This window comes from Desulfovectis peckii (assembly GCF_055391705.1).
Map to the genome: position 1 here is coordinate 1,915,460 of NZ_AP042409.1, position 24,052 is coordinate 1,939,511.

The window sequence follows — 24,052 nt, forward strand, 5'->3', positions numbered from 1 at the left end:
TGTGGTTTTCCTTTCCGGGTTAAACTAAAGAAGTGACCGGCCATCTGTCTGCACCTTACCAACTGAAAGGAAATTCGGCTAACTACAGTTGAAACAATTCGGTAGAAAGGTAACGTTCACCCGTATCGGGCAGCAGTACCACTACCAATTTGCCTTTGTTTTCCGTGCGCTTTGCTACTTCTAAAGCTGCAAATGCCGCCGCCCCGGAAGAGATGCCCACCAGCAAGCCTTCCTTGTTAGCCAGCATGCGGGCTGTTTCTATTGCTTGATTACTTGGAACTTGAAATATTTCGTCGACTAATTCCAAGTCAAAAACATAGGGTACAAAGCCGGCACCAATACCTTGGATTTTATGTGCTCCGGGAGCGTTACCGGACAAAACCGCAGACTCTGCAGGCTCAACGGCCACAACTTGTACTGTCGGCTTTCTTTGTTTCAGTACTTTCGCCACACCGGTAATTGTGCCGCCGGTACCTACGCCGGCAACAAAAATATCAATTTTTCCATCGGTATCCTGCCAAATTTCTTCGGCAGTAGTAGCTACATGGGCGGCCGGATTGGCCGGATTGGCAAACTGCTGGGGAATAAAGCTTTTAGGGTACTTTGCCGCTAACTCTTCCGCTTTGGCAACCGCCCCGCTCATACCCTGTGCTCCGGGAGTGAGTACAATTTCCGCACCATAGGCTTTAAGTAATTTACGCCTTTCAACACTCATTGTTTCCGGCATGGTTAATATCAGGCGGTAACCTTTGATTACACAAACCATCGCCAATCCAATGCCGGTATTTCCGCTTGTCGGTTCAATGATTACGGTATCTTTATCTATTAAACCTTGTTTTTCCGCCTCATTAATTAAATTTATGGCAATCCTATCCTTAACACTGCCGCCGGGGTTAAAATATTCCACTTTAGCTACCACTTCGGCGGTGTTTGGCTCGGTAATTTTATTTAAACGCACCAACGGCGTATTGCCAATAAGTTCCAATAAGTTATTTTTTATATTCAATAGTACTACCCCCGTTTATTTTTAATTAACTTTATTTTACCATTCTACCATTAAAATTATCTAAAAAACAAAACTCCTTGCGCTTAAGCGCAAGGAGTTTTTGCAATCTATTACATCGGAGGCATGCCATTGGCACCGGACATTGGATCATTCTTTTCCGGCTCAGGCTTATCAGCAACCAAAGTTTCAGTAGTAAGAATCATCGCTGCAATGCTGGCAGCATTTTGTAGTGCAGAACGAGTTACTTTAGCCGGGTCAACAATACCGGCTTCAATCATGTTGACATAATTTCCGGTTAGCGCATCGTAACCTACGCCAACTTCGCTGTTGCGAACTTTTTCTACAATTACTGAACCTTCAGCACCTGCGTTATTAGCAATTTGACGCAGTGGCTCTTCTAAAGCCCGCTTGACAATGTCGATACCGGTTTTCTCATCCGGTACATCTGAAGAAAGCTCTTCTAAAGCCGGAATGATATCTACATAGCAAGTGCCGCCACCGGCTACAATACCTTCTTCCACTGCTGCACGGGTAGCATTTAAAGCATCCTCAATGCGCAGTTTCTTATCTTTCATTTCTACTTCGGTAGCTGCCCCTACTGAAATAACAGCTACACCGCCGGCCAATTTAGCCAAACGTTCTTGCAGTTTTTCCTTATCAAATTCGGATGTGCTGTCTTCAATTTGCTTTTTAATTTGCGCAATGCGGCCGGCAATCTTCTCTTGAGAACCGGCACCGCCAACAATAATGGTTTCTTCTTTCTTCACGGTTACCTGACGGGCAGTACCCAGTAAATCTAAAGTAGCCTTATCTAACTTCAAACCTACATCTTCAGTAATTACGGTACCGCCGGTGAGGATAGCGATATCTTCCAGCATAGCCTTCCGGCGATCACCAAAGGCAGGAGCTTTTACTGCTACGCAGTTGAAGGTGCCACGCAGTTTGTTCAGCACTAAGGTAGCCAGTGCTTCGCCTTCTAAGTCTTCACAGATAACAACCAGTGGCTTGCCGGCTTGTACAACTTTTTCTAAAATCGGCAGGATATCTGCTACTGCACTGATTTTCTTATCAGTAATCAGTATGTAGGGATCTTCCAGGTTAGCTTCCATCTTATCCGTATCGGTAATCATATACGGAGAGATGTAGCCGCGATCAAAATTCATCCCTTCTACTACTTCTAAAGAAGTACCGGTACCTTGAGATTCTTCTACAGTGATTACGCCGTCTTTGCCCACTTTTTCCATTGCATCGGCAATTAATTCACCAATTGCTGTGTCATTAGCGGAAATTGATGCCACCTGAGCAATTGCTTCTTTACTTTCAATGGATTGTGCTTGCTTTTTAATCTCTTCTACTGCTTTTTCTACAGCTTTTTCAATACCGCGCTTAATCAGCATCGGGTTGGCACCGGCAGCTACGTTTTTCAAACCTTCACGTACCAGTGCTTGAGCCAAAACGGTAGCGGTAGTGGTACCGTCACCGGCAACATCGTTAGTTTTGGTAGCTACTTCTTTAACCAGCTGAGCCCCCATGTTCTCAAGATTATTGGACAGCTCAATTTCTCTGGCAATGGTTACACCGTCATTGGTAATTAACGGAGCGCCGAATTTTTTTTCTAATACAGCGTTACGACCTTTTGGTCCAAGAGTAACCTTTACTGCTTCCGCCAGAGCATTTACGCCTCTTTCCAGAGCTCTGCGGGCATCTTCCTTAAAGACAATTTCTTTACCTGCCATCATTACAACCTCCTTTAATTACAACACTGGTAAAATACACCATGATTAGGTAATTTATTATTCAATAACAGCAAGAATGTCCATATCACGCAGAATCAGATATTCTTGACCGTCAATTTTCACTTCATTACCGGCATACTTAGAATACAGTACTTTATCACCGGGTTTTACTTCAATGGGTTGACGCTGACCGTTTTCCAGCACCCGACCCGGGCCTACAGCTACAACTTCTGCTTGCTGAGGCTTTTCTTTTGCCGTATCCGGAATTACAATACCACTCTTTGTTACCTCTTCGCTGGGTAGGGTTTTTACTACTACCCGATCACCTAATGGTCTGATTGCCACAAATACCCCTCCTTAAAAAATATAAGGTAATTTTAAATCACTTTTATTGTTAGCACTCGTATCTTGCGAGTGCTAACAATCAATTAATATAATATAGAACAAAAAAATTAAAAGCAAGTATCTGAGTGTGTTTTGACTACCCTTAATTTGCTATTTATGAAAATTAAGGGTTTTTTGCTTTTAATTCCTCCGTCTATATCCTTTTTACTCTATTTCTAATATTTTTTTTGACAGCTATTTTATATTTTGGCCTTTGGTTACTAAATTTATACACATAACAAAAAATTTTCCATACATAATTTTAGGGATTAACGGGCACATTCACCGCCCTTACCGGATAGAATTTCCAAAGCATGAGGCAAGACCGGCAGTACTGTCTCCAGACATTCCTTAACTGCTTTTGGGCTGCCGGGTAAATTAATGATTAATGTGCTGCCGCGCACCCCGGCCGTTGCTCTGGACAACATGGCCTTTGGCGTATAGCGCATTGATTCCTGCCGCATGGCTTCAGGAATTCCGGGAACTGCTTTTTGAATAACTTCCAGTGTGGCGTCCGGCGTGTTGTCGCGGGGGCTTAGTCCGGTTCCTCCGGTGGTCAGCACTAAATCAAGTTTTAAATCATCACAGCAGTAGATAAGCTGCCCTTTAATTATGTCAAAATCATCCGGAATAACTTTATAGTACGTCACCTGACCGTCGATTTGGGCAATCAATTCTTTAATTACTGCCCCGCTTTTGTCTTCACGTTCACCTTTTGCTCCTTTATCGCTCATAGTAATAATTCCTACATTGATCATTTTCGTCACCTCTTAAGTAGATACATTGTCCGCTATTGATATATAATAATATGAATTAGAGTAGTATAGGCAACAGCGGAACGACCGGGAGTCGTTCCCGGCACCGGCACGGCTAAAGCTAAAAACAGCTAATTACAGCATTAATATACTATTGTTTGGGGGACTTACACATGAATAGGCAGAAAAATTTTACAACCGTACCGATCATTAGAGTTGTCGACCAGGAGATAAATCATCAACTGGATAATGTGGTACAGGAAGTGCCAATTACACTGTTCTTAAACGGTAAAGAATTCGTCACTCTGGTCTGTTCGCCGCAAAATCTCAAAGAACTGGCAGTGGGATTTTTATGTTCCGAAAGCATTCTCTTTGACCCGGCTGAACTGCGGGAAATTAAGATTGACGAGCAAGAAGGGTTGATTTACGTCACTGCCGATACAGACGAAGCGGAACAAAGATTTATGAAGCGCTATATTACTTCTTGTTGTGGTCGCGGACGTTCCACTTTTTATTTTGTTAATGATGCCAAGTCAATGAGCGTGATTAAATCCTCGTCGGTCACTGTTACCCCAAAGCAAATTTGGCATTTAACCCAAAGGTTGGAAGAACTGTCCCAATTGTTTCGGCATACAGGCGGTGTGCACAATGCCGCGTTATGTAATCCGCACGATGTTGTTGTATTTTTTGAAGATATTGGCCGGCACAATGCGGTTGATAAAATCTTCGGTCACTGCTTTTTAAATCATATCCCCACCGATGATAAGATTATGGTTTTCAGTGGACGAATTTCCTCAGAAATTTTAATTAAAGTAGCAAAAATGAAAATTCCCATTTTAGTATCCCGTTCAGCCCCAACCGCCCTGGCCATTCAAATGGCCAATGAGCTGGGAATGACGGTGGTAGGCTTTGCCCGCAATAATCGTCTAAATATTTATGCCCATAAACAGCGTATTTTACTTTAGGGTTATTTAGCATGAAAATTGTGTTCAAATATTTTAGTAATTGCTCTGTTAACTTGGTTGATAAATTTTTGGTAACGACTTAGTAAGTTAATGGCGGTAGCGGTAAGAACCGCGCCACCGCCTTGACTTCCCCCAACCTGGGTTTCTACTAATTTAATTTGCCAATTCTCTTCTGCCGCTTTTATTTTCCCCCACGCTGCCCGATAAGACATATTCATTTCGCGGGCAGCAGCGGAAATTGAGCCGGTTTGATGAATGAGCTGCAGCAGCTCAAACAGTCCCTCACCAAATATTTCCCCGTCTAATTCCAACCAAACTTTGTAAGCTACCCGCAATCTTTCCGGGGCAAGCATTTTCAATCACCTGAGCGCCACATAATTTTACCGCAATCCCGCAAGTCGTAACCGCCTAAGGACAAAACATGCTGCTGGAATTCCGGCAGACTGATTACCTTTAATAGGCGCTGAATTACCGGTGTATCCCAATATTCGGCAGGAATACACAAATCATATCTCTCTTCTACTACGCCAATAAAGTCCAGATCCAGTGCTTGGGCGGCTGCTTTGATTCCTAAACCCGCTGTAGCGGCACCTCCGGCCACAGCAGCAGCAACCGCCATGTGGGTGTATTCTTCATGCTGGTAGCCGTGAATATCCTCCGGACTGATGCCTAATTCCTTAAGTTTATAATCTAAAAGAATCCGGGTGCCAGCACCGCGCTGGCGATTGACAAAAGTAACCCCCGGCTTGGTTAAGTCAGCCAAACCGGTGATATTGTGTGGGTTCCCTTTGGCTACAATTAAGCCCTGTTCACGATAAACCAAATTTAACAGGATTACCTCCCGATCCGGCAGCAGCCGTTTGATGTAAGAAACATTGTACTCACCGGTTTCTTCATCCAGCAAGTGAGTGCCGGCACAATGTGCTTCGCGGCGTTTTAAGGCTAAAAGACCGCCTAAGCTGCCCACATGGGCGGATGAAAGTGTTGCCTCCGGATACAGTTTGCGCAGGTAATTACCCAAAATATCCAGCGCAATATCATGACTGCCAATGACTACAGTAGTTTCATCAATCTCTTCCGGTGAGCGCAGTAAGTTAACCGTTACTGTTTCACCGGCTTGGTAGCCTTCGATATTACGAGGCACACGCAATATACCGTCCGCTCTTACCATGGACATAATTATCCCCGCCCCGCGGGATATGGGGGTAGCAATAGTTTTTTCGCCTACGCGGCCCAATTTTACCCGGACAAATTCTTCTACCCCAATCGGGGTGACCAATTTGCGGGAAATGGTGGCCTCCATCTGCGGTTCAGCCGGCGGCACAGCTCCCAGTTTGTGATAAATCAGCGGTTTAACAAAAAGCTCACAGGCCAACGCCGCCGATACCGGGTAACCGGGTATGCCCACCACCGGTTTTTTGTTTATTTCACCGAGGATTACCGGTTTGGCCGGTTTTATCGCCACGCCATGAGTAATTACGGTGCCTAATTCCCGCACCAAATCAACGGTAAAATCTTCCCGTCCGGCAGAAGAACCGGCATTAATCAACACAATATCCGCTTCTTCAGTGGCTTTTAAAATTTGCTTCTTCAACAGTTCGTAATCATCTTTAGTAATCTCCCAGCGCAGCGGGATGCCGCCCCATTGAGTAATAAAGCCGCTCAACACTCGGCTGTTGTATTCGATAATATTGCCGGGATTTAACTTACTGCCTGGCTGCACCAATTCAGTGCCGGTGGGCAGTATCGCTACTTTAGGCTTGGGATGAACCGGAATTTGATTCACCCCGCCCGCCAGTATACCGCCGATATCTACCGGGCGGATGCGGTGGTTGCCGGGCACAATCATTTCCGTAGCTACCACATCTTCTCCAATCTCTCGCACATTTTGCCTAGGAGCAGCGGCAGCGGTAATTTCAATTAAATCAGGGTTAATAAAATGCACATCTTCAATCATAATTACCGCATCGTACCCATCGGGCAGTGGGTCTCCGGTATCAACCATCACAGCCTGTTCGTTCATTTTTAATTGTACCGGTGTGGTTTCTGATGCTCCAAAGGTATCCAGTGAACGCACCGCTACCCCGTCCATTGCGGATGCATGATAATGCGGTGACGAGATGCGAGCGTATATGGGTTGTGCAGTAACACGGTTTAAAGCATCTTCGGTATTAATTATCTCCGGCTCTCCGGGCTTTAACGCCCCTACTTCCGTTAAATATTTAATATATTCTGCCAGTGCCTCTTCCCTAGGTTTATCATCTAAATACACGTCTCGTTTCATTGCAATCTTCTCCTTTTCACACACTTTGGCGGTATTTTATCGCAACCATTACATGCCAGGCGGTTTTAAAACAGCTTAACTTCAACATATTCGCCGGCTTCAACCCCCTCTTTGCCCTCAGGAATACGGGCAATGCCGTCTGCCTTGACCATTGTATTGATTAAGCCCGACTTGCCTAGCACCGGTTCGGCCATTAACTCACCCTTTTCGACATACAAGCGTACCCGGATAAAATCTTCTCGCCCGGCAGCCGAACGGGTATTGCGGGTTATTTTAGCCCGCAATGCTATCTCCTGAGCGGCATGGGAGTATTTGCCCCAGCGCACTAAGGGATCAACCAATAGGTTGTATGCCACCATAGCGGAAACCGGGTGCCCGGGCAGGCCAAAAATCGGTTTACCGTTGACGACCGCCCCAATAGTGGGTTTGCCCGGTTTAATATTAAGGCCGTGGAATAACAAACCGGGCCGTCCCAGTTCGTTCATCACACGGGCAGTAACATCACGGGTACCGACTGAGCTGCCCCCTGATACCAAAACAATGTCATTTTCCGATACTGCTTGCTGCAAAGTTGCTTTTAAAGCCTCAAAATTATCTTTTACGATGCCGTAAATTTTCGGAATACCGCCGCCTTGAGCAACCAGGCCAAAAAGGGTGTAAGAGTTAATATCTCTTACCTGACCCGGTTGAGGGACTTTTTCCGGGGAAATGACTTCATCACCGCTGGAAATAATACCTACTTTCAATTGGGCCAGCACCGGAACTTCCGTAACACCGGTGGCCGATAATATCCCTAAATCCTGTGGACGCACGCGACTGCCGGCAGCCAGTACCACACTGCCGACCGGTACATCTTCCCCCCGGCGCACTACATTTTCTCCGGGTGCTACCGGTTTGGTAACAGCAATAGTATGTTGATCAAGTTCTTCGGTGTATTCTATCATTACCACTGCATCAGCACCTTTAGGCAACATGCCGCCGGTAGGAATGGACCAAGCTTGTCCAACGGTTAACTCACCTGCAGGCTCTTTGCCCATCAGTACTTCACCGGCTATGTCCAAATAGGCAGGCAAGCCTTCAGAAGCCCCAAAGGTATCAGCTGCCCTTACCGCAAAACCGTCCATAGTGGAACGATTAAAGCCGGGCACATCTTCTTGGGCGGTGACATCTTTAGCCAGCACACGTCCCAAGCTGGATAACAGCGGCACTGTTTGATATTGAGAAAAGTTAATATGTTCTTCTAACACCTCTTGGGCTTCACGCACCGTTAACACTTTAAATAATTCCATCGTTTTCCCCCACTTTAGAAACAGCCCAATTGGCAGGCCTTAATTTTGATATTTAATTTATCAGCGGCTTCTCCGACAACACGAGGAGAAACTTTTAATTCAGCAGCAATTTTATGGGCAGCCGCACAAGAAATTTTGCCATTCACTGCCGCTTTGCGCACTGCTTCAATTACATTTTCCGGAATATCGTTCACTTCTTGTACCTCCAAAAATTCATCTAAAATTATTATTTTAGTTTATTATTTCATGCTCAGTAAGAAATATCCTGCCGGAAAAAGTCAAGTTTACTAACATACCGGTTATTTTTAAAAGCGGGTTTGCTAAGGCGCTGACACGGGCTGTATTAGGAGGATGATTTTTTCACATATGGATAAAATAATCTCTACATTTTTGCTAAAACCCCTTTCTTTTTTACTCGCTTTAGCTTATACTATTAGTAAATGATTGTGATAATTTTCCCAATCGGGAGGTGCATCCCATGAAATTATATCAGGTCATTGAAACCCTTAAATTTTCCGGAATAAAAGTCATCCCCGTACCGGGAACCAGTAATTATACCGTTACCTTACCTAACGGTCAGGTTACCAGAGTGAAGGAAAAGCAACTAATACAATTGGTAAGCGAGGTTAAAAACAGCAATGCTGATTTCCAAGCTGCCTTTCAGCAGCTCAGCATGTAGCTTATATAAGTAATGGTCAGCTACCATGCTAACACAAGTTACATGTTAGTAAGACCGGCCCATACACCCCTTTCTGCCCGCCTGTTGTGCTATCTCTAAGGCAGACGGTACTAGAAAACCAGAGCTTTCGCCTGTCGAAAGCTCTGGTTTTCTTTATGTCCATATTCACTAATTCTGCTAACCAACTCTTCTACATTTGCCGCCATTCCGAGCTGCTTTCATCAACAATTACACCGTTACTGATTATCTTCACCAATATGCGGGTTTTACAGTTAATTGGATAGTTAAGCTTAATGTCAAACACTTGTTTGGTTTGCGGCATTATGTCTACCGGCTGAGTAAGTCTTTGGTCATAAACCATGCCGTTACCGGCATCAAAGGCAGCATATACCTTGGTATTGTAAGCCGGTGCAGTTCCCTCATTTAGCACTGACACCTTTACGTGGTAATCATTTACCGTTCCCCCTGATTCCCAGGAATGGGTGAGCACCGGGCGGGATACCAAAGTTATAACCATGGCTTTACTGTTTCGATATTGTTCCGGTACAACTCCAATCGGCCAACCTTTGCCGGTGGTTTCCACGTAATAATAACGTTCGCCTTGATGTTCCCAGTAGTATCCCGGCAAATTGCCATCCCCTTTGACGCCTACGCCCATATGATCTTGAAAAGCAATCAGTACAACGCCATAACCCATCTCACGCAGCAGTGAGGCCAGTAAAATACTGGTGTCCTCACAATCTCCGCCCTGATCTACTAAGGTTTCTAAAGGGTATTTGGGGTACTCATCATAACCGGTAGACAGGTCATCCGGCACATACTGCAAACTTTGCACAAATGAAACGATAAACTCGACGGTCTCCCGCTCAGTATAGCCATATTTTTGCACATCTTTTTTAAACTTGTTAACCAAATCCGCTATATACTGATCATCCATCGGATTGGTTACATAAACTGAATAATCATTTGTTGCCGGGCGCTTTAAATTTTTAAAGTAATTGTAGTGGCCTTCATGAATGTAAATACTCCATGACCACAGCCGGTTGTCATAATACCACCGGTATTCACGGTTAATTAGGTTGCCGGAACTTAAGTCAATTTCCGGTTGCAGATCAATTGCCTGTACTTCTGCCGGTTTTTGCCCATTATCTACCGGCAAAGTTTGCTTTAAATTTTGCAGGACACCTTCCAACGGCCCTGAAAAATTCATCCAGCTTATGATAGCAATGGTGAATAGCATTAATAAAATAACAATTTTTTTCATATCAAATCACCTTAAATAAAAAGCACTTGCGTCAAAATTTCTTCAACAACCGATTGGCAAAATCCTTTTGCCATTAGTTTGTAAAAGTACTACGGGACGTTTCCAAGAAAGGTATCCTTAGATACCTGATAGCGAAAAAAGAGAGTGCGATGAAATGCACTCTCTATCATATCATTCGTTAAGCCGTTTCTTCAGCTTCTTCCTTTTCTTTTTTCTTGCGCGCTCGCCACTCAACAAACCTGATAATTTGCGCACTTAACTCATATAGCAAATACATGGGAGTAGCCATCATCAGCGGCGTAAGAAGATCCGGCGTTGGAACAATCGCTGCCGAAATTACTACAGAAATAAGTAATGCATATTTGCGCTTACTGATAGCAAATTTATAACTGATTAGTCCTAACTTTGCTAAAAAGAAGGCAGCCAGCGGCAGTTCAAACACCAGGCCAAAGGGCAGTAAAAAAACAATGGTAAAGGAAATATATCTGCCAATAGAGATCATCGGCAATAGTTCAGAGCCGCCAAATTGAAGTAAAAATTTAATTCCAAAATAATAAACCCCAAAAAACCCAAATAATATACCGACTATAAATAAAATATAAGACAGGGTAATAAACAGTGTGAAGTAGACGCGCTCCATTTTGCGCAGTGCCGGGATAATAAACCCCCAAAACTGCCACAAAACTACCGGTAGAGCCACTAAAAAGCCAAGAAAAAATGCAATTTGGATTTTGGTCATTAGTGCTTCGGTAACGCTGATGTAAACAATCTGGTTGCCCGTTACCGTAATTGGATCTAACAATATTTCCAGAATGGGATCAGAAAATACTAAACAGCCTATTGCTGCTACAAAAGTGGCAACAAGGGAAATAATTATAACCCTTCTTAGTTCCTTAAGGTGCTCTACCATTGACATTTCAACATCTTGCGAATCTATGTCCTGTGAAATCGTCAACGCCCCCTTTATGCGCTGCCTACAACCTTCGATTAACTATCAAGCACGTTCTCTTTTATCACCACGTTGATATCCTTCGGCAGCGGCAAGCTTGTCAAAGTCAGAGGTAGCAAGATCCTCACAGAACAAGTCTACTTCACCACACTTACGTTCGTCAACTGTTTTTAAATAGCTTTTACATTTTTCACATAGATATAGGCGATATTGTTTATAATCCTCCGGTGTAATAAAGGATAACTTGTCGGTGTCTTGGTTGCCGCAAAACGGACAGCCAAGTCTCAAATAACCCCATTCTGATTCGCAACGACCACAGTACAGCACGCGTTTACCATATTTGCCGGTTAACTTGGCCATCACCGGGCTTTCACCGCATACCGGACAGTACCCTTTTAACCATTTATCAATAGCTAACTGCCTTGCCGCATTTTTAGCATAGCTGCGCAGATAGAGCCTGGCTACATTGTGGGCCAAGAACTCAAACATTTCTTCAGATATCTTTAATTTTTCCGCCCATGGTTTTTGCCGGGCAACATTGTCTTTAATAATGATATCTGCCAACTCTGTTAGTTCTTGCTCACTTAGGTTGTTGAGTAAAGATATTATCTCCTCAGAAAGGAGCTGTGGACCGGGCTGCCATTTTAGGCAGGCCCGAACCACGTCTAACATTACCTCTAAAAACTGCTTTGGCTCAATACTTAATTGTACTTGAGAGAGTATTGGTTTACCCTCTAGCCACTGTGATTTAATTTCGTCTGAAAGATGTACATTCCACTCTATGGAGAGCAGCTTCTCTTCCAAATCTACTAAATCCATATAAAAGTTAGCCATTTTTCCTTCATCTGTTTTTACTTTCTCCATTAGAGCAGCTCCTTTCCTTTTTGCGGCTTAAATTAAGCAGCTTTGGTTTCATGTTCTTCATGTTCGCCTATTATATTGAAGTTTTCAGCTATAAAGAGATAAACAATTGCGGCACCGGTAATCAGCCCCACGGTTACCATAATCTCAATCCAAGACGGGAAATATCCGGGACCGAGGGCATTGTACATGCCGGTAAATACTACGTTCATCCTGTTAATAATAACGCCCGCTGTTGTAAACAAACCAAAGGCCAATAAACCACTTCTGGTTTTAGTGTATGAAGTAAAGCACATGATTATCGGTATAATAACACCAATGATCATTTCCAGCAAGAACATATTTGATTCCAGCCCACCGGCAAACACGTATCCGAAAGCCCCACGGTTAATTAAGTCAATTACCTTCCACGCCAAGTAAATAACCATTAATGTACCGGATATACGTGTTAAACTGCGCAACACTCTGATGTCAACCTGGTGGTTCAATGCCTTGCCGGCAAGGGTTGTTTCAATGCAAATCATAGCCGGGCCAACAAAGAATGACGACATCATAAAGAACAACGGGATAAAGGGTGACCACCACAGTGGGTGCAGTTTGCCTACTTCAATTAAATACAAGCCCCCCAGTGAAGACTGGTGCATCGTCGGTAAAAGCACACCGACAATCAGCAAAACAGGCATAATTTTCTTAAAGAATGGATTAAATTTAGTGAAAACCCGTTCAGTGGCGATTTCCCCAAATTCCAGCACTTGCACCATAGTGTACAGCGAGACACACCAGAAAACTTCAAACAGTACTGAATGGTAACCCCATGACACGAACGGGCGCCAGAAGTTAAACCATTGTCCGATGTCCAAAAACAGTCCAACCAGTACCAGTATATAACCAAGCAGTGAGGTAAGCATCGCACTGCGGGCAATGGAATGAAACTGGTTGCGATGCATAATGTGCACAATTAAAGCTGTGCTGTAACCTCCACCCGCCAGGGCAACACCTACCAACACGTCAAAGCCAATCCACCAACCCCAAGGCCAATCATCGTTGAGGTTTGTTACACCCAATCCGGCGGTTAAGCGGTAGACTGCAAGGCCGGCAGCTAATAAAGCCAATGCAATCATCACTATCCGCACCGGAGTTATTTTAAATGTCCACTTTTGAGCCGCCATTATATATCCCCCCTAGTAACCGAAGATTAGAACCGACTGCTCCTCTATACACCAAAATTCTTGTTTTGGTCTTTGGCGACGTCATTCCGGCGCTTGGTATAAAGATACATTAATGTAAGCAGGCCACCCCAGGCAGCAATAATAGCAGGTGTATATTTCAAATAGTTGTGTGTATATTCGGGTAGCGGTGTTTCGGTAATGTCAGTACGGAAACCGAATGTTTCAAATGGCACATCGGAAATATACAACCACGATGTACCTCCGACTTCCTTCTCCCCGTAAACCCGCTTGACATATGCAGGATTTTCCTCAATGCGCCGCCAAGCTTCTTTAATTAATTCATCACGTTCACCAAACTGCAAAGCATTGGTCGGGCATGTATCAACACATGCCGGAGCCTGGCCATGTCCCAGACGGTCGTACTTGCCGTCAGGATCAAAACAAAACTGACATTTAGATACCAACGGGAAAACCTTATCCCATTCATACTTAGGTATTTTGAAGGGACAGGCCAGCATGCAGTAACGGCAGCCAACACACAAATTCGGATTATAGACAACCGGACCTTCCGGTGTTTTATAAAATGCTTTAGCAAAGCAAGCTGAGGCACAAGCCGGTTCCAAGCAGTGCAAACATTGCTGTTTGGCAAACCTTAAAGTATCCTTTCCGTCTTTCTTGGCAACCCGATGCAGTACGGTGGTATAGGTGTAGCCGTCCATTTTGGCCGGAAACCCCAAATTATTATCAAATTCCGGTCTACTTGACGGAAGATCATTCCACTGTTTGCAGGCTGTTTGGCAAGCCTTGCAGCCCATACATCTTGATATGTCAACTAATACGCCTTTAGCCAATGTTTACACCCCCTGAGCCTTTCTGATATTGCATAGGAATGCCTTGTACTCCGGTATGCTTGAGTTGGCATCGCCTACAGCAGGAGTAATATCGTTAGCGGTAGCACCGGTAGCCAAACCTTGATAACCCCAGTGCCAAGGCATACCAATTATCTCAACCTTCTTGCCGTTTATAATAAGCGGCTTAATTGTCGGCAATACCGACGCCTTCGCTTTAATGCTTCCGCGAACGGTTTCTACGATTACTTCATCCCCCGGTTGAATGCCTTTTTCTTTAGCCAAGCTTTCTGAAATTGATACCCACATCCACGGCCCAATTTCTACCAGTGACGGACAGTTACGAGTTACCGCGCCGCTCTGATAGTGTTCAATTTGCCGGAAAGTAGTGGCCACATACGGGTATTTAACATCACCAACCTGTGCCAATCTGCTCCATTCACCCTTAAACACTTTGGCAAGGGGGTTGTTTTGCTGTGATGACATAATATTTTCCACCGGGCTTTCCATCGGTTCATAGTGCTCAGGGAACGGCCCTTCGGCAAGTCCGTTGGCAAACAAGCGCCCAACACCTTCAGGTTGCATAATAAACGGCGCTTTACCGGTCTCCTGTGGCGGCTTATTGGCAGCAAAGTCCGATACGTCATGGGCAATCCATTTCGTCCCGTCCCACTTAAACAACGCCCGCTCGGGATCCCAAGGTTTGCCGTTTATGTCAGCGGAACAACGGTTGTATAAAATTCTTCTGTTGATCGGCCAGCACCATGACCATTTTGGATAAGTACCAATTCCGCTGTCTTCAGTATTGCGGCGCTTACAATTGGGAACATTTAATTCCGGATCTATCGCCATGTAACCGGTATAAATCCACATACCGCACACAGTAGAACCGTCGTCAGCCAAATCAGCAAATGTGGATAAGGGTTTGTCTTCTTGACCGTCAACAAAACCGTTGATTTCAATGGCAATTTTTTCAATATCCGGTTCATCTTCACCGTGTGGATGCTCATAATCCCAATACATACCCAAAATGGGATCAGGAAATTCTCCGCCTTCTTTTTTATATTCGTTGCGAATTGCTTTAAATAATTCGTAAGCAATCCACAAGTCACTTTTAGCTTCACCCGGAGGATCAACAGCTTTGTAACGCCATTGCACCCAACGACCGCTGTTAGATACGGTGCCTTCTTTCTCAAATGAAAAGGCGGCCGGTAATAAGAAACATTCGGTATCTATCTTGGTCGGATCTACATCGGGGGCATGCCAGAAGGCTGCTGTTTCAGTTTCGAATAAATCTACCACAACCAGCCATTTCAGTTTTTCCATCGCTCGCCGTTCAAATGCCGCGGCAGGCCCACCAACCGCCGGGTTTTGTCCCCAGGCAATTAAGCCTTGTACATAACCTTCAGCCATTTGTTGGAAAATACCCATGTGGGTACGGTTTTTATCATCAACTTTTGGCAACCAGTCAAAGCAAAAGTCATTTTCTTTAGTAGCGTTGTCACGATAAAACGCCTTCAGCAAACTAATTAAGAACTTCGGTTTATTACTCCAATAACCGCTTTTCGGTGTCTCTACCTCAAGGTATTCTTGTAAGTTTCTGTGTTTAGAAGCAGTCGGTACACCTAAATAACCAGGTAACTGGTGACTTAACATCGCTAAATCTGTGGAGCCCTGCACGTTAGATTCGCCGCGTTGAGCGTTAACGCCACCGCCGGGCACGCCAATGTTGCCCAGTAACAGCTGCAATATGGCAATGGCTCTAACGTTTTGCGTACCGTAAGTATGCTGAGTAATGCCCATAGCATAGATAATATTTCCGGCTTTATTAGGTGCACCGGTTGAACAATAGGTTTCACAAACCTGGCGATAAATATCTTTCGGTACTCCCGTAATGCGGGATACAGTGTCAATATCATAGCGGCTGACGTGTTTTTTCAACAGTTGGAATACACAATTTGGATCCTGCAAAGTGGGATCTTTCAGTATTGTTTCGCCGTCAGTTTGATACTGCCAGGTACTCTTATCATAGGTAAATTTACCGTCTTTCAAGCCGGCTCCGGAGAACAATCCGTCTTTAAAGTCAAATTCCGGGTTAACTAAGTAACTGGCATTGGTATAATTTACCACATATTCTTTATGATATAAATTGTTTTGAATAGCATAGTTAACAATTCCCAGCAAAAACGGAATATCAGTACCCGGACGCAACGGGGCATGGATATCAGCATGAGCCGCAGATTTACTCAATCTGGGATCGGCTACAATCAGCTTCGCCCCTCTGGTTGCTTTGGCTATGCCAATCCAGCGCATTGCCTGCGGGTGAGTTTCTGCCGAGTTGGAGCCTATCATTAAGAACACGTCGGAATTTTTGTAATCAACAAAGTGATTTGTCATTGCACCGCGTCCAAATGAGTTGGCCAGACCGACCACTGTTGCCGAGTGTCAGAGGCGGGCATGGTGCTCAATATTAACAATGCCTAAAGCACGAAACATTTTATGCAGCAGATAGTTTTCCTCGTTGTCCAGTGATGCGCTGCCTAATGTGTTAATGGCAGTTGTTCGGTTGACGGTAACCCCGTTTTCGTCTACTCTTTGGAAGGTTTCATCTCTTGTCTTTTTAATCCGCTTTGCTACTTCGGTAAGCACCCAATCCCAATCTTTTTCTTCCCACTTAGTGCTTCCCGGTGCACGGTACAACGGCTTTGTAACCCGTCTGGGGTTAATGATTCGTTCACCGTCTTTATTAATTATGTTATAAGTGTCAATAATGCCATTCCCTTTCGGACAAAGAGTTCCCTGGTTAATGGGATGATCGGGATCACCCTCGGCAAAGACAATTTTATCTCCGGTTGAGTAAAGTAAAATGCCGCAACCACAGCCGCAATAAGCGCAAACTGTGTAGGTTTCTTTTACTTTAGTAAGTTTTGTAGCTAAATTGCTGTTGTTAAAGGACTGGGCAGCTACAGCCGGGGTGGCAAATAAAGTTAAGCCGGCTGTGCCCAAGCCTATGTTCCTAAGAAAATCCCGTCTGCTTATTTTTTTCATGTTCAAATTTAACCCCCTTTGGACACTATCCCGGAGTTTGCCTGTTCTTTAATTGTTGTGTTTTCAGTCGTTTTAACTCTTTTCTCTCTTTTTCAAACTCCCCTATCGATTCCGGGGCTGACCTTCATCAGAAAGTTTCAGCCCCAAAAATATCAGTCACCTGCCCCCAACTCATCCCCCCTTTCAATTAATCTCAAATAATGGTTTATAGAAATTTTTTAAAACAGAAAATAACTATTACTAGTTAATTATTAATTTAATAAAAAATTATTACTTTCAAAAAATAAAGATTATTAAACTCGTTAAAGCCTCCCCTAGACAATTATATTATAAATTTAGCAGCATGTATTAGCAGTTAATAAATTTTTTGACAAAAAGCGATAAAATATTAAAAATTGCTATATTAAAGTCATTATCTTTATAAGTTATCTTTGACAAAAAAAAAATATTCCCTTCTAAAGAAGGGAATATTTAAGCTAATTTAATAAATACCGGTAGACACAGTTGCATCCTACGGCGTCTTATTTTTAATGTTGTACCGGTTTATTTTCTTCGTGACCTAAAATATTAAAGTTTTCAACAATGAAGCAGTAGACCAAAACGCCTCCAGCTATTAAACCAACGGTAACCATAATTTCGATCCAAGACGGAATATAACCAAAGCCGTAATGATTGATCATACCGGTAATTACTACGTTCATTCGGTTTAATACAACACCGAGTGATGTCAGTATACCATAGGTAAACAAGCCTGCCCGGGATTTGCTCATCGGACTGAAAATAATGATCAGCGGTAAAATAACTCCTAATACAATTTCTATTTGGAACATATTAGATTCCAGTCCACCGGCAAATACGTATCCCCAAGCACCCCGGTTAACTAAGTCTACAATCCGCCAAATCAGGTAAATGATCATCAAAACGCCGCCTATACGGGCCAAGCTGCGCAGTACTTTAACGTCTATCCAGTGATTAAAGGCTCTGCCGGCAAGCGTAGTTTCTACACAAACCATAGCCGGGCCGACAAAGAATGATGACATCATAAAGAACAGCGGGATAAAGGGTGACCACCACAGTGGATGCAATTTGCCGTACTCAATTAGGTATAAGCCACCCAGGGATGATTGGTGCATGGTTGGCAAAAGCACACCGACAATTAACAATACAGGCATAATTGCTTTAAAGAAACCATGTAACGGTTTGGCCACTCTTTCAGTTGCAATTTCCCCAAATTCCAGCACTTGCACCAGTGTATATAATGAAACACACCAGAAAACTTCAAACAGCACTGAATGGTAACCCCAAGATACAAAGGGAACCCAGAAGTTGAACCATTTACCAATATCAAGGAACAAACCGACTAACACTAAGATATAGCCCAGTAATGATGTGAGCATGGCACTGCGGGCAACAGCATTAAATTGATTGCGATGCAAAATATGAACAATTAATGCGGTACTGTAACCACCACCGGCTAAAGCAACACCGCAGAGTACGTCAAAACCAATCCACCAGCCCCAGGGCCATTGGTCGTTCAGGTTAGTTGCCGGTCCAATGCCTACGACTAAACGGTATACAGCCAATACAGCTGCTAAACCGGCCAAAAGAAGCAACACGAATCTTACAGGAGTCATTCTGAAACTCCATCTTTGTGTTGTAGCCGCCACTTCATAAACCCCCTTTAATTAACTAATTAAAAAAAATTAGTTCATTTAGTTGACTTTCTACATGGGTACGTCTTTGTTTTCTTCTTTGGCAATTTCATTGCGGCGTTTGGTATAGATATACAGCCCGGTTAAAAGCGCACCCCAGCCAACAATTACATATGGGGTATACTTTAGGAATCCATGACTGTATCCACTCATTGGTACGGTAGGTACCTTGGTATTGAATCCGAGTTGTTCAAACGGTACGTCTGAAATATAAAACCAGGATGTGCCACCGGCTTCTTTTTCACCATAAATATGCTTCACATATCTATCGTCACTTTCAATTATTGCCCGCGCTTCAGCCAGTAACTCTTCACGTTCGCCAAACTTCATAACGTTTGTCGGACAAACACTGACGCAGGAAGGAGCTTCACCGGCAGCAACCTTTGTTGAGCACATTTGACATTTTTGTACTACCGGGAAGGGTTTATCCCACTCGTATTTGGGAATATCGAACGGACAAGCCAGCATGCAATAACGGCAACCTACGCACAGGCTTGGATAGTAAACAACCGGTCCTTCCGGTGTTTTTTGGAAAGCCCTGGCAAAACAAGCAGAAGCGCAAGCAGGATCAACGCAGTGTAAACATTGCTGCTTGACAAAGCGCAAAACGGGTTTCTCATCCTTTTTAACCGGATTTATACTGACGGTTGTCCAGTTGTTATCACTCAACCTAGGTTCTACGGCAAGAGCCGGGTCATTTTTATCAAATTTTAAATCATTCCACATTTTGCAAGCAACGGTACAACTGCCGCAACCAACACACTTTGTGATATCAATCAATACAGCCTTACTCATTTAATTTCACCTCCCGAATCAATGCGAATTAGGTCAACTTTTTAGCCTTCAGTTTATCACCGCGCGGAGTATAAGTGGTATGCAGCAACTCGTGTGCTAAATGACTCAAGGGTTTTTCTAAGAATTCATTGTAAATTTTCAATATCTCAGGGTTTTCATGACTGAGACGCAATTTCAAAGCTCTGTCACCTTTATAAATGCTATCTATACGCGCTTGACGCACTTCATCAGCCGGAGGTACAGCAGTACGCGGCGTTCCACCGCCGGAAATACAACCGCCGGGACAGCACATAATTTCAATAAAGTGATACGGTGATTCACCTTTGCGAACAGCTTCCATCAATACCCGGGCATTACCCAGTCCGTGACAAACTGCCACTTTCAAATCTCCTACACCGGGAATCGGCAGTGTAGCTTCTTTAATTCCTTCTAAGCCCCGTACCGGTGTGAGGTTAAGTAATCCTTCAGGAACATCTTGTTGAGTGAGCACAAAATATGCTGTGCGAACTGCCGCTTCCATCACGCCGCCGGTAGCGCCAAAAATCAATCCGGCACCGCTACCGTCAAATTGATCGTATTTTTCTTCGGGCAGAGAGGCCAAATCAATGCCCTTAGCCTTAATCATCCTGGCTAATTCACGCACTGTAAGAACTACGTCAACATCACGCATGTCAGGTACTTGATTGTACTTGCCTGCTGCGTTAAATTCCGGACGCTGGCATTCAAATTTCTTAGCTGTACATGGCATAATCGAAACAGATAAGATCTTCCGCGGGTCAATATTCTTTTGCTTTGCAAAATAAGTTTTAATAACAGCACCAAACATCTGTTGTGGTGATTTAGCGGAAGACAAGTGAGGAATTAAATCCGGATAATAATATTCACAGAACTTAACCCAACCAGGACTGCAAGATGTGAATTGAGGCAGCGGAGCATCGCTTTTACCGGTTATCCGATTAATTAACTCGGTACCTTCTTCCATAATGGTCAGGTCTGCTGTAAAGTTAGTGTCAAATACGTAGTCAAAACCGAGGGCTTTCAGGGCAGCTACCTGCTGACCTTCAGCAAATGTACCGGGTGCCATGCCAAACTCCTCACCGATGTTTACCCGAGTTGCCGGCGCTGTTTGCACCACTACCACCATTTCAGGATCTTCAATGGCTTTAAGTACCTTTTGTGTGTCATCGCGTTCAGTAATGGCAGCAGTTGGGCACCACAATGTACACTGACCGCAGTTTACGCAAATAACTTCATCAAATACCGGAAGCTCGAAGTAACCAAATACTGTCTGTACTCTTTCGCAAACCTCTAAGCATTGACCGCACAGGATGCACTTTTCATCATCTCTGACAATTGACGGGTTCGTAGGATCAATAGGTACCCGCCCGCGTACTTGTGTCGGGTACTTACTGGCAGCTACTTGATACTGCTGTGGAATCCAACCTGTCCCGCCAAGCGGCTCCCCAGAGCAGCCAGCCAAAGTAGCAGTGGCACCGACCAAACCCATGCTTCCAAAAAGCTTTAGGAAGCCGCGCCTGGTCATTTCTCTTTTCTGCTGTGCCTTTTGGTTTTCCATTTGCCTTCCTCCTTACTACTTTTTATTTGCGGAGTACAATTATTTTTAATAACTTGCTGCATTTAAAGAATATTTGTGTTATTCTTTAAATTGTACTCCTTAAAACCCATTGGCCGTATTCGGCCAATGGGTATAAACCTTAATTTTCATTTTTAGTTTTTTCTTCTTCTGCCTTAGCCTCGATAACATTATCCTTTGCTTTTGACTTTTCATCTTTAGTAGCACTTTTAAATTCCTTGATCGATTTCCCCAAAGCTTTGCCCACGTCTGGCAGTTTACCGGGGCCAAAGATAATCAAAACTATAACCAAAATTAGAATTAGATGTGTTGGCTGCAAAAGTCCTGAACCAAACATTAAGTAGCATCTCCCTTCGATCTTATATGCTGAAGCCTCGGTAAACCTTGGCTCAACAGTAACACATGAATTTATTTTGCAAGCGCAATAAGTTTTATTATTTTTCTAAAACGGCTTTTGTAAAAATCCATTTTTAAAATTTTGAGAAATTTAAGATTCTACGCTCCCGTATTGTTTATTTCTACTCAGTCTGGTAAAATCCTGCCGCTGTTCAACAAATTTTATAACTCCAATAAAAGCATCATAATGATATTTTCCCCTACATCATTATAACATATATTAACATTACTTACCTAATATACCGGATAAGCTATAAATAAGATTGTACATAGATATAAAAGCATAATTTCAAACCTGTATTTCTCTAATTTTTATAAAGAAAAAGGCGGACTGTTCGTCCGCCTTTTCCCAGCTTTAAGCATGTTCCTCGCTATGCCCTAAAATATTAAAGTTTTCAACAATAAAGCAGTATGCCAGTACGCCGCCTGCTACCAAACCGATACTAACCGCCAACTCCATCCAATGGGGAAAATATCCCGGTCCATAGTAATTAATCATGCCGGTAATTACAACATTTAACCGATTCATAAGCACACCAATGGCAGTCAGTGCCCCATAAGTAACAATCCCTTTTCTGGTTTTACCCCAGGGACCAAAGACAATAACCAACGGAATAATGACGCCGATAAAAATTTCCAACAGAAACATTGTCGACTCCAGCCCGCCGGCAAAGACATATTTAAACGCACCCCGGTTAATCAAATCAATAACCTTTAAGCCAAGGTAAATAATCATTATTGAGCCGCCAATGCGGGCTAAACTGCGCAGTACTCTTAAATCTACCCAATGATTAAATGCTCTGCCTGCTAATGATGTTTCCACCGCTATCATTGCCGGTCCCACAAAAAACGATGACATAAAGAAAAACAGCGGAATAAAGGGTGACCACCACAGGGGATGCAGCTTACCAACCTCAATTAAATAGAGGCCGCCCAGTGAAGATTGGTGCATTGTCGGTAAAAGCACACCGACAACTAACAAGACCGGCATAATTTTTTTGAAAAATTTATGCCATGGTTTAGCCACTCGCTCGGTAACAATTTCGCCAAATTCAAGTACTTGAACGGTAGTATAAATAGATACACACCAAAATACTTCAAACAGCACGGAATGGTAGCCCCAAGATACAAAGGGGCGCCAGAAGTTAAACCATTGACCGATATCTAAAAACAAGCCGGCCATAACCAAAAGATAGCCTAAAAGTGATGTAAGCATCGCGCTGCGAGCTATCGAATTAAACTGCTCACGGTGCAAAATATGAACAATTAGCGCCGTACTATAACCTCCGCCGGCCAGAGCCACACCGCACAACACGTCAAAGCCAATCCACAGGCCCCACGGCCAATGATCATTTAGATTGGTAGTCGGCCCTAAGCCCACTACCAAGCGGTAGATGGCTAAAACAGCGGCTAATCCGGCTAAGGCAGCTAATATTATTCTGGTGGGAGTTATTTTAAAACTCCATTTTTGAGCTGACATTTTCTAACCTCCCGATTAGTTGTTATTGCATATCGTTATTTTTCTTATTTTCATTAGCCACTTTGCTGCGCCGCTTGGTGTAATTGTACATCAACGTCAACAAACCACCCCAGGCAGCAATGATCACCGGTGTGTATTTCAAGAAATCGTGGCTGTACTCGGGAAGCGGTCGTTCAGTTACATCAGTGCGGAAGCCAAGTTGTTCAAAAGGCACGTCAGATATATAAAGCCAATTGGTTCCACCGGCTTCTTTTTCTCCGTAAATATGCTTAATATACTTGTCATCACTGTTAATACGTCTTCTCGCTTCTTTAAGCAATTCTTCCCGTTCACCAAAAAGCATGGTCTCATTTGGGCAGGTGTCTACACAGGCCGGTTTCTGCCCGTGACCGAGGCGATCATACACTCCTTTGGGATCAAAACAAAACTGACATTTGGCCACTGCCGGAAAAACCTCATCCCACTCATATTTCGGCATATCGAACGGGCAGGCAATCATGCAATAACGACAGCCAACGCAAAGATGTTTATAATAAACCACCGGTCCTTCTGCCGTCTTTTGGAACGCTTTAGCAAAACAAGCAGAAGCACAGGCCGGCTCCAAGCAGTGGAAGCACTGGCTTTTAGCAAAACGCAAAACTTCTCTGTTATTTTTTTTCGCAACGCGGTGTCTTACCGTGGTATAGGTATTACCGTTTGTTTCCGCCGGAAAAGTCAGGCTGTTGTCAAAATCAGGAATTTCAGCGGGTAAATCGTTCCACTGTTTACAGGCCGTCTGACACGCTTTACAGCCCGTACATCTGGTTATATCAACAAGAACGGCTTTAGTCACTGCCTA

Annotated in this window: 22 protein-coding genes; 2 read left to right on the top strand and 20 right to left on the bottom strand. The window is 43.8% G+C overall.

The window, feature by feature from the left end:
* Positions 1–82: 82 nt before the first annotated feature.
* From cysK to mog, 4 genes are all read right to left on the bottom strand, one after another.
* A complete protein-coding gene (gene cysK, locus ACZ5NG_RS09470) occupies positions 83–1,006 on the bottom strand; it encodes a cysteine synthase A (protein ID WP_464251570.1) in 924 nt (307 codons plus the stop codon).
* A gap of 110 nt (positions 1,007–1,116) precedes the next feature.
* Entirely contained in the window at positions 1,117–2,742 is a 1,626-nt protein-coding gene (gene groL / locus ACZ5NG_RS09475) for a chaperonin GroEL (RefSeq protein WP_464253145.1), read from the bottom strand.
* A 57-nt stretch (positions 2,743–2,799) separates the two neighbouring features.
* Positions 2,800–3,087 carry a co-chaperone GroES gene (gene groES, locus ACZ5NG_RS09480; protein WP_464251571.1) on the bottom strand — a complete coding sequence of 96 codons (288 nt, stop codon included), beginning with the start codon at positions 3,085–3,087 and terminating at the stop codon, positions 2,800–2,802.
* A 308-nt stretch (positions 3,088–3,395) separates the two neighbouring features.
* Positions 3,396–3,884 carry a molybdopterin adenylyltransferase gene (gene mog, locus ACZ5NG_RS09485; RefSeq protein ID WP_464251572.1) on the bottom strand — a complete coding sequence of 163 codons (489 nt, stop codon included), beginning with the start codon at positions 3,882–3,884 and terminating at the stop codon, positions 3,396–3,398.
* 170 nt (positions 3,885–4,054) lie between these two features.
* Between mog and fdhD the strand changes: the two genes are divergently transcribed.
* Positions 4,055–4,846 carry a formate dehydrogenase accessory sulfurtransferase FdhD gene (gene fdhD, locus ACZ5NG_RS09490; protein ID WP_464251573.1) on the top strand — a complete coding sequence of 264 codons (792 nt, stop codon included), beginning with the start codon at positions 4,055–4,057 and terminating at the stop codon, positions 4,844–4,846.
* A 2-nt stretch (positions 4,847–4,848) separates the two neighbouring features.
* Here fdhD and ACZ5NG_RS09495 read toward each other — a convergent pair whose 3' ends face one another.
* The 4 genes from ACZ5NG_RS09495 to ACZ5NG_RS09510 form a co-directional block, all read right to left on the bottom strand.
* Positions 4,849–5,199 (bottom strand): winged helix-turn-helix domain-containing protein, encoded by a 351-nt coding sequence (locus ACZ5NG_RS09495; RefSeq protein ID WP_464253146.1) that lies wholly within the window; start codon positions 5,197–5,199, stop codon positions 4,849–4,851.
* A 2-nt stretch (positions 5,200–5,201) separates the two neighbouring features.
* A complete protein-coding gene (locus tag ACZ5NG_RS09500; RefSeq protein WP_464251574.1) occupies positions 5,202–7,130 on the bottom strand; it encodes a molybdopterin biosynthesis protein in 1,929 nt (642 codons plus the stop codon).
* A 65-nt stretch (positions 7,131–7,195) separates the two neighbouring features.
* Positions 7,196–8,419 (bottom strand): molybdopterin molybdotransferase MoeA, encoded by a 1,224-nt coding sequence (locus ACZ5NG_RS09505; RefSeq protein ID WP_464251575.1) that lies wholly within the window; start codon positions 8,417–8,419, stop codon positions 7,196–7,198.
* A 14-nt stretch (positions 8,420–8,433) separates the two neighbouring features.
* On the bottom strand, positions 8,434–8,613 hold the full coding sequence (locus ACZ5NG_RS09510; protein ID WP_464251576.1) for a hypothetical protein: 180 nt from the start codon (positions 8,611–8,613) through the stop codon (positions 8,434–8,436).
* A 284-nt stretch (positions 8,614–8,897) separates the two neighbouring features.
* Between ACZ5NG_RS09510 and ACZ5NG_RS09515 the strand changes: the two genes are divergently transcribed.
* Positions 8,898–9,098, top strand: a complete 201-nt coding sequence (locus ACZ5NG_RS09515; RefSeq protein WP_464251577.1) for a hypothetical protein — start codon at positions 8,898–8,900, stop codon at positions 9,096–9,098.
* A 190-nt stretch (positions 9,099–9,288) separates the two neighbouring features.
* On the opposite strand, the gene ACZ5NG_RS09520 is transcribed toward ACZ5NG_RS09515, so the two are convergent.
* From ACZ5NG_RS09520 to ACZ5NG_RS09575, 12 genes are all read right to left on the bottom strand, one after another.
* Complete coding sequence (locus ACZ5NG_RS09520) at positions 9,289–10,362, bottom strand: transglutaminase-like domain-containing protein (RefSeq protein ID WP_464251578.1); 1,074 nt, start codon at positions 10,360–10,362, stop codon at positions 9,289–9,291.
* Between the two features lie 178 nt (positions 10,363–10,540).
* Positions 10,541–11,317, bottom strand: coding sequence for a twin-arginine translocase subunit TatC (gene tatC, locus ACZ5NG_RS09525; RefSeq protein WP_464251579.1), 777 nt, complete (start codon positions 11,315–11,317; stop codon positions 10,541–10,543).
* A gap of 39 nt (positions 11,318–11,356) precedes the next feature.
* Complete coding sequence (locus tag ACZ5NG_RS09530) at positions 11,357–12,175, bottom strand: formate dehydrogenase accessory protein FdhE (RefSeq protein WP_464251580.1); 819 nt, start codon at positions 12,173–12,175, stop codon at positions 11,357–11,359.
* Positions 12,176–12,207: 32 nt separating this feature from the next.
* Positions 12,208–13,341 carry an NrfD/PsrC family molybdoenzyme membrane anchor subunit gene (gene nrfD / locus ACZ5NG_RS09535; RefSeq protein ID WP_464251581.1) on the bottom strand — a complete coding sequence of 378 codons (1,134 nt, stop codon included), beginning with the start codon at positions 13,339–13,341 and terminating at the stop codon, positions 12,208–12,210.
* A 44-nt stretch (positions 13,342–13,385) separates the two neighbouring features.
* Positions 13,386–14,192 (bottom strand): 4Fe-4S dicluster domain-containing protein, encoded by an 807-nt coding sequence (locus ACZ5NG_RS09540; RefSeq protein WP_464251582.1) that lies wholly within the window; start codon positions 14,190–14,192, stop codon positions 13,386–13,388.
* A 3-nt stretch (positions 14,193–14,195) separates the two neighbouring features.
* The gene (gene fdnG / locus ACZ5NG_RS09545) at positions 14,196–17,237 is read right to left on the bottom strand and encodes a formate dehydrogenase-N subunit alpha (RefSeq protein WP_464251583.1); all 3,042 of its coding nucleotides are present in this window, start codon (positions 17,235–17,237) and stop codon (positions 14,196–14,198) included.
* Positions 17,238–17,764: 527 nt separating this feature from the next.
* A complete protein-coding gene (gene nrfD, locus ACZ5NG_RS09550; RefSeq protein WP_464253147.1) occupies positions 17,765–18,871 on the bottom strand; it encodes an NrfD/PsrC family molybdoenzyme membrane anchor subunit in 1,107 nt (368 codons plus the stop codon).
* 90 nt (positions 18,872–18,961) lie between these two features.
* On the bottom strand, positions 18,962–19,744 hold the full coding sequence (locus ACZ5NG_RS09555) for a 4Fe-4S dicluster domain-containing protein (protein ID WP_464251584.1): 783 nt from the start codon (positions 19,742–19,744) through the stop codon (positions 18,962–18,964).
* Between the two features lie 28 nt (positions 19,745–19,772).
* Entirely contained in the window at positions 19,773–21,320 is a 1,548-nt protein-coding gene (locus tag ACZ5NG_RS09560) for a [FeFe] hydrogenase, group A (protein WP_464251585.1), read from the bottom strand.
* Between the two features lie 139 nt (positions 21,321–21,459).
* On the bottom strand, positions 21,460–21,675 hold the full coding sequence (tatA, locus tag ACZ5NG_RS09565; protein WP_464251586.1) for a twin-arginine translocase TatA/TatE family subunit: 216 nt from the start codon (positions 21,673–21,675) through the stop codon (positions 21,460–21,462).
* A gap of 414 nt (positions 21,676–22,089) precedes the next feature.
* A complete protein-coding gene (nrfD, locus tag ACZ5NG_RS09570) occupies positions 22,090–23,214 on the bottom strand; it encodes an NrfD/PsrC family molybdoenzyme membrane anchor subunit (RefSeq protein ID WP_464251587.1) in 1,125 nt (374 codons plus the stop codon).
* Between the two features lie 22 nt (positions 23,215–23,236).
* Positions 23,237–24,046 (bottom strand): 4Fe-4S dicluster domain-containing protein, encoded by an 810-nt coding sequence (locus tag ACZ5NG_RS09575; RefSeq protein ID WP_464251588.1) that lies wholly within the window; start codon positions 24,044–24,046, stop codon positions 23,237–23,239.
* Between the last annotated feature and the right edge of the window lie 6 nt (positions 24,047–24,052).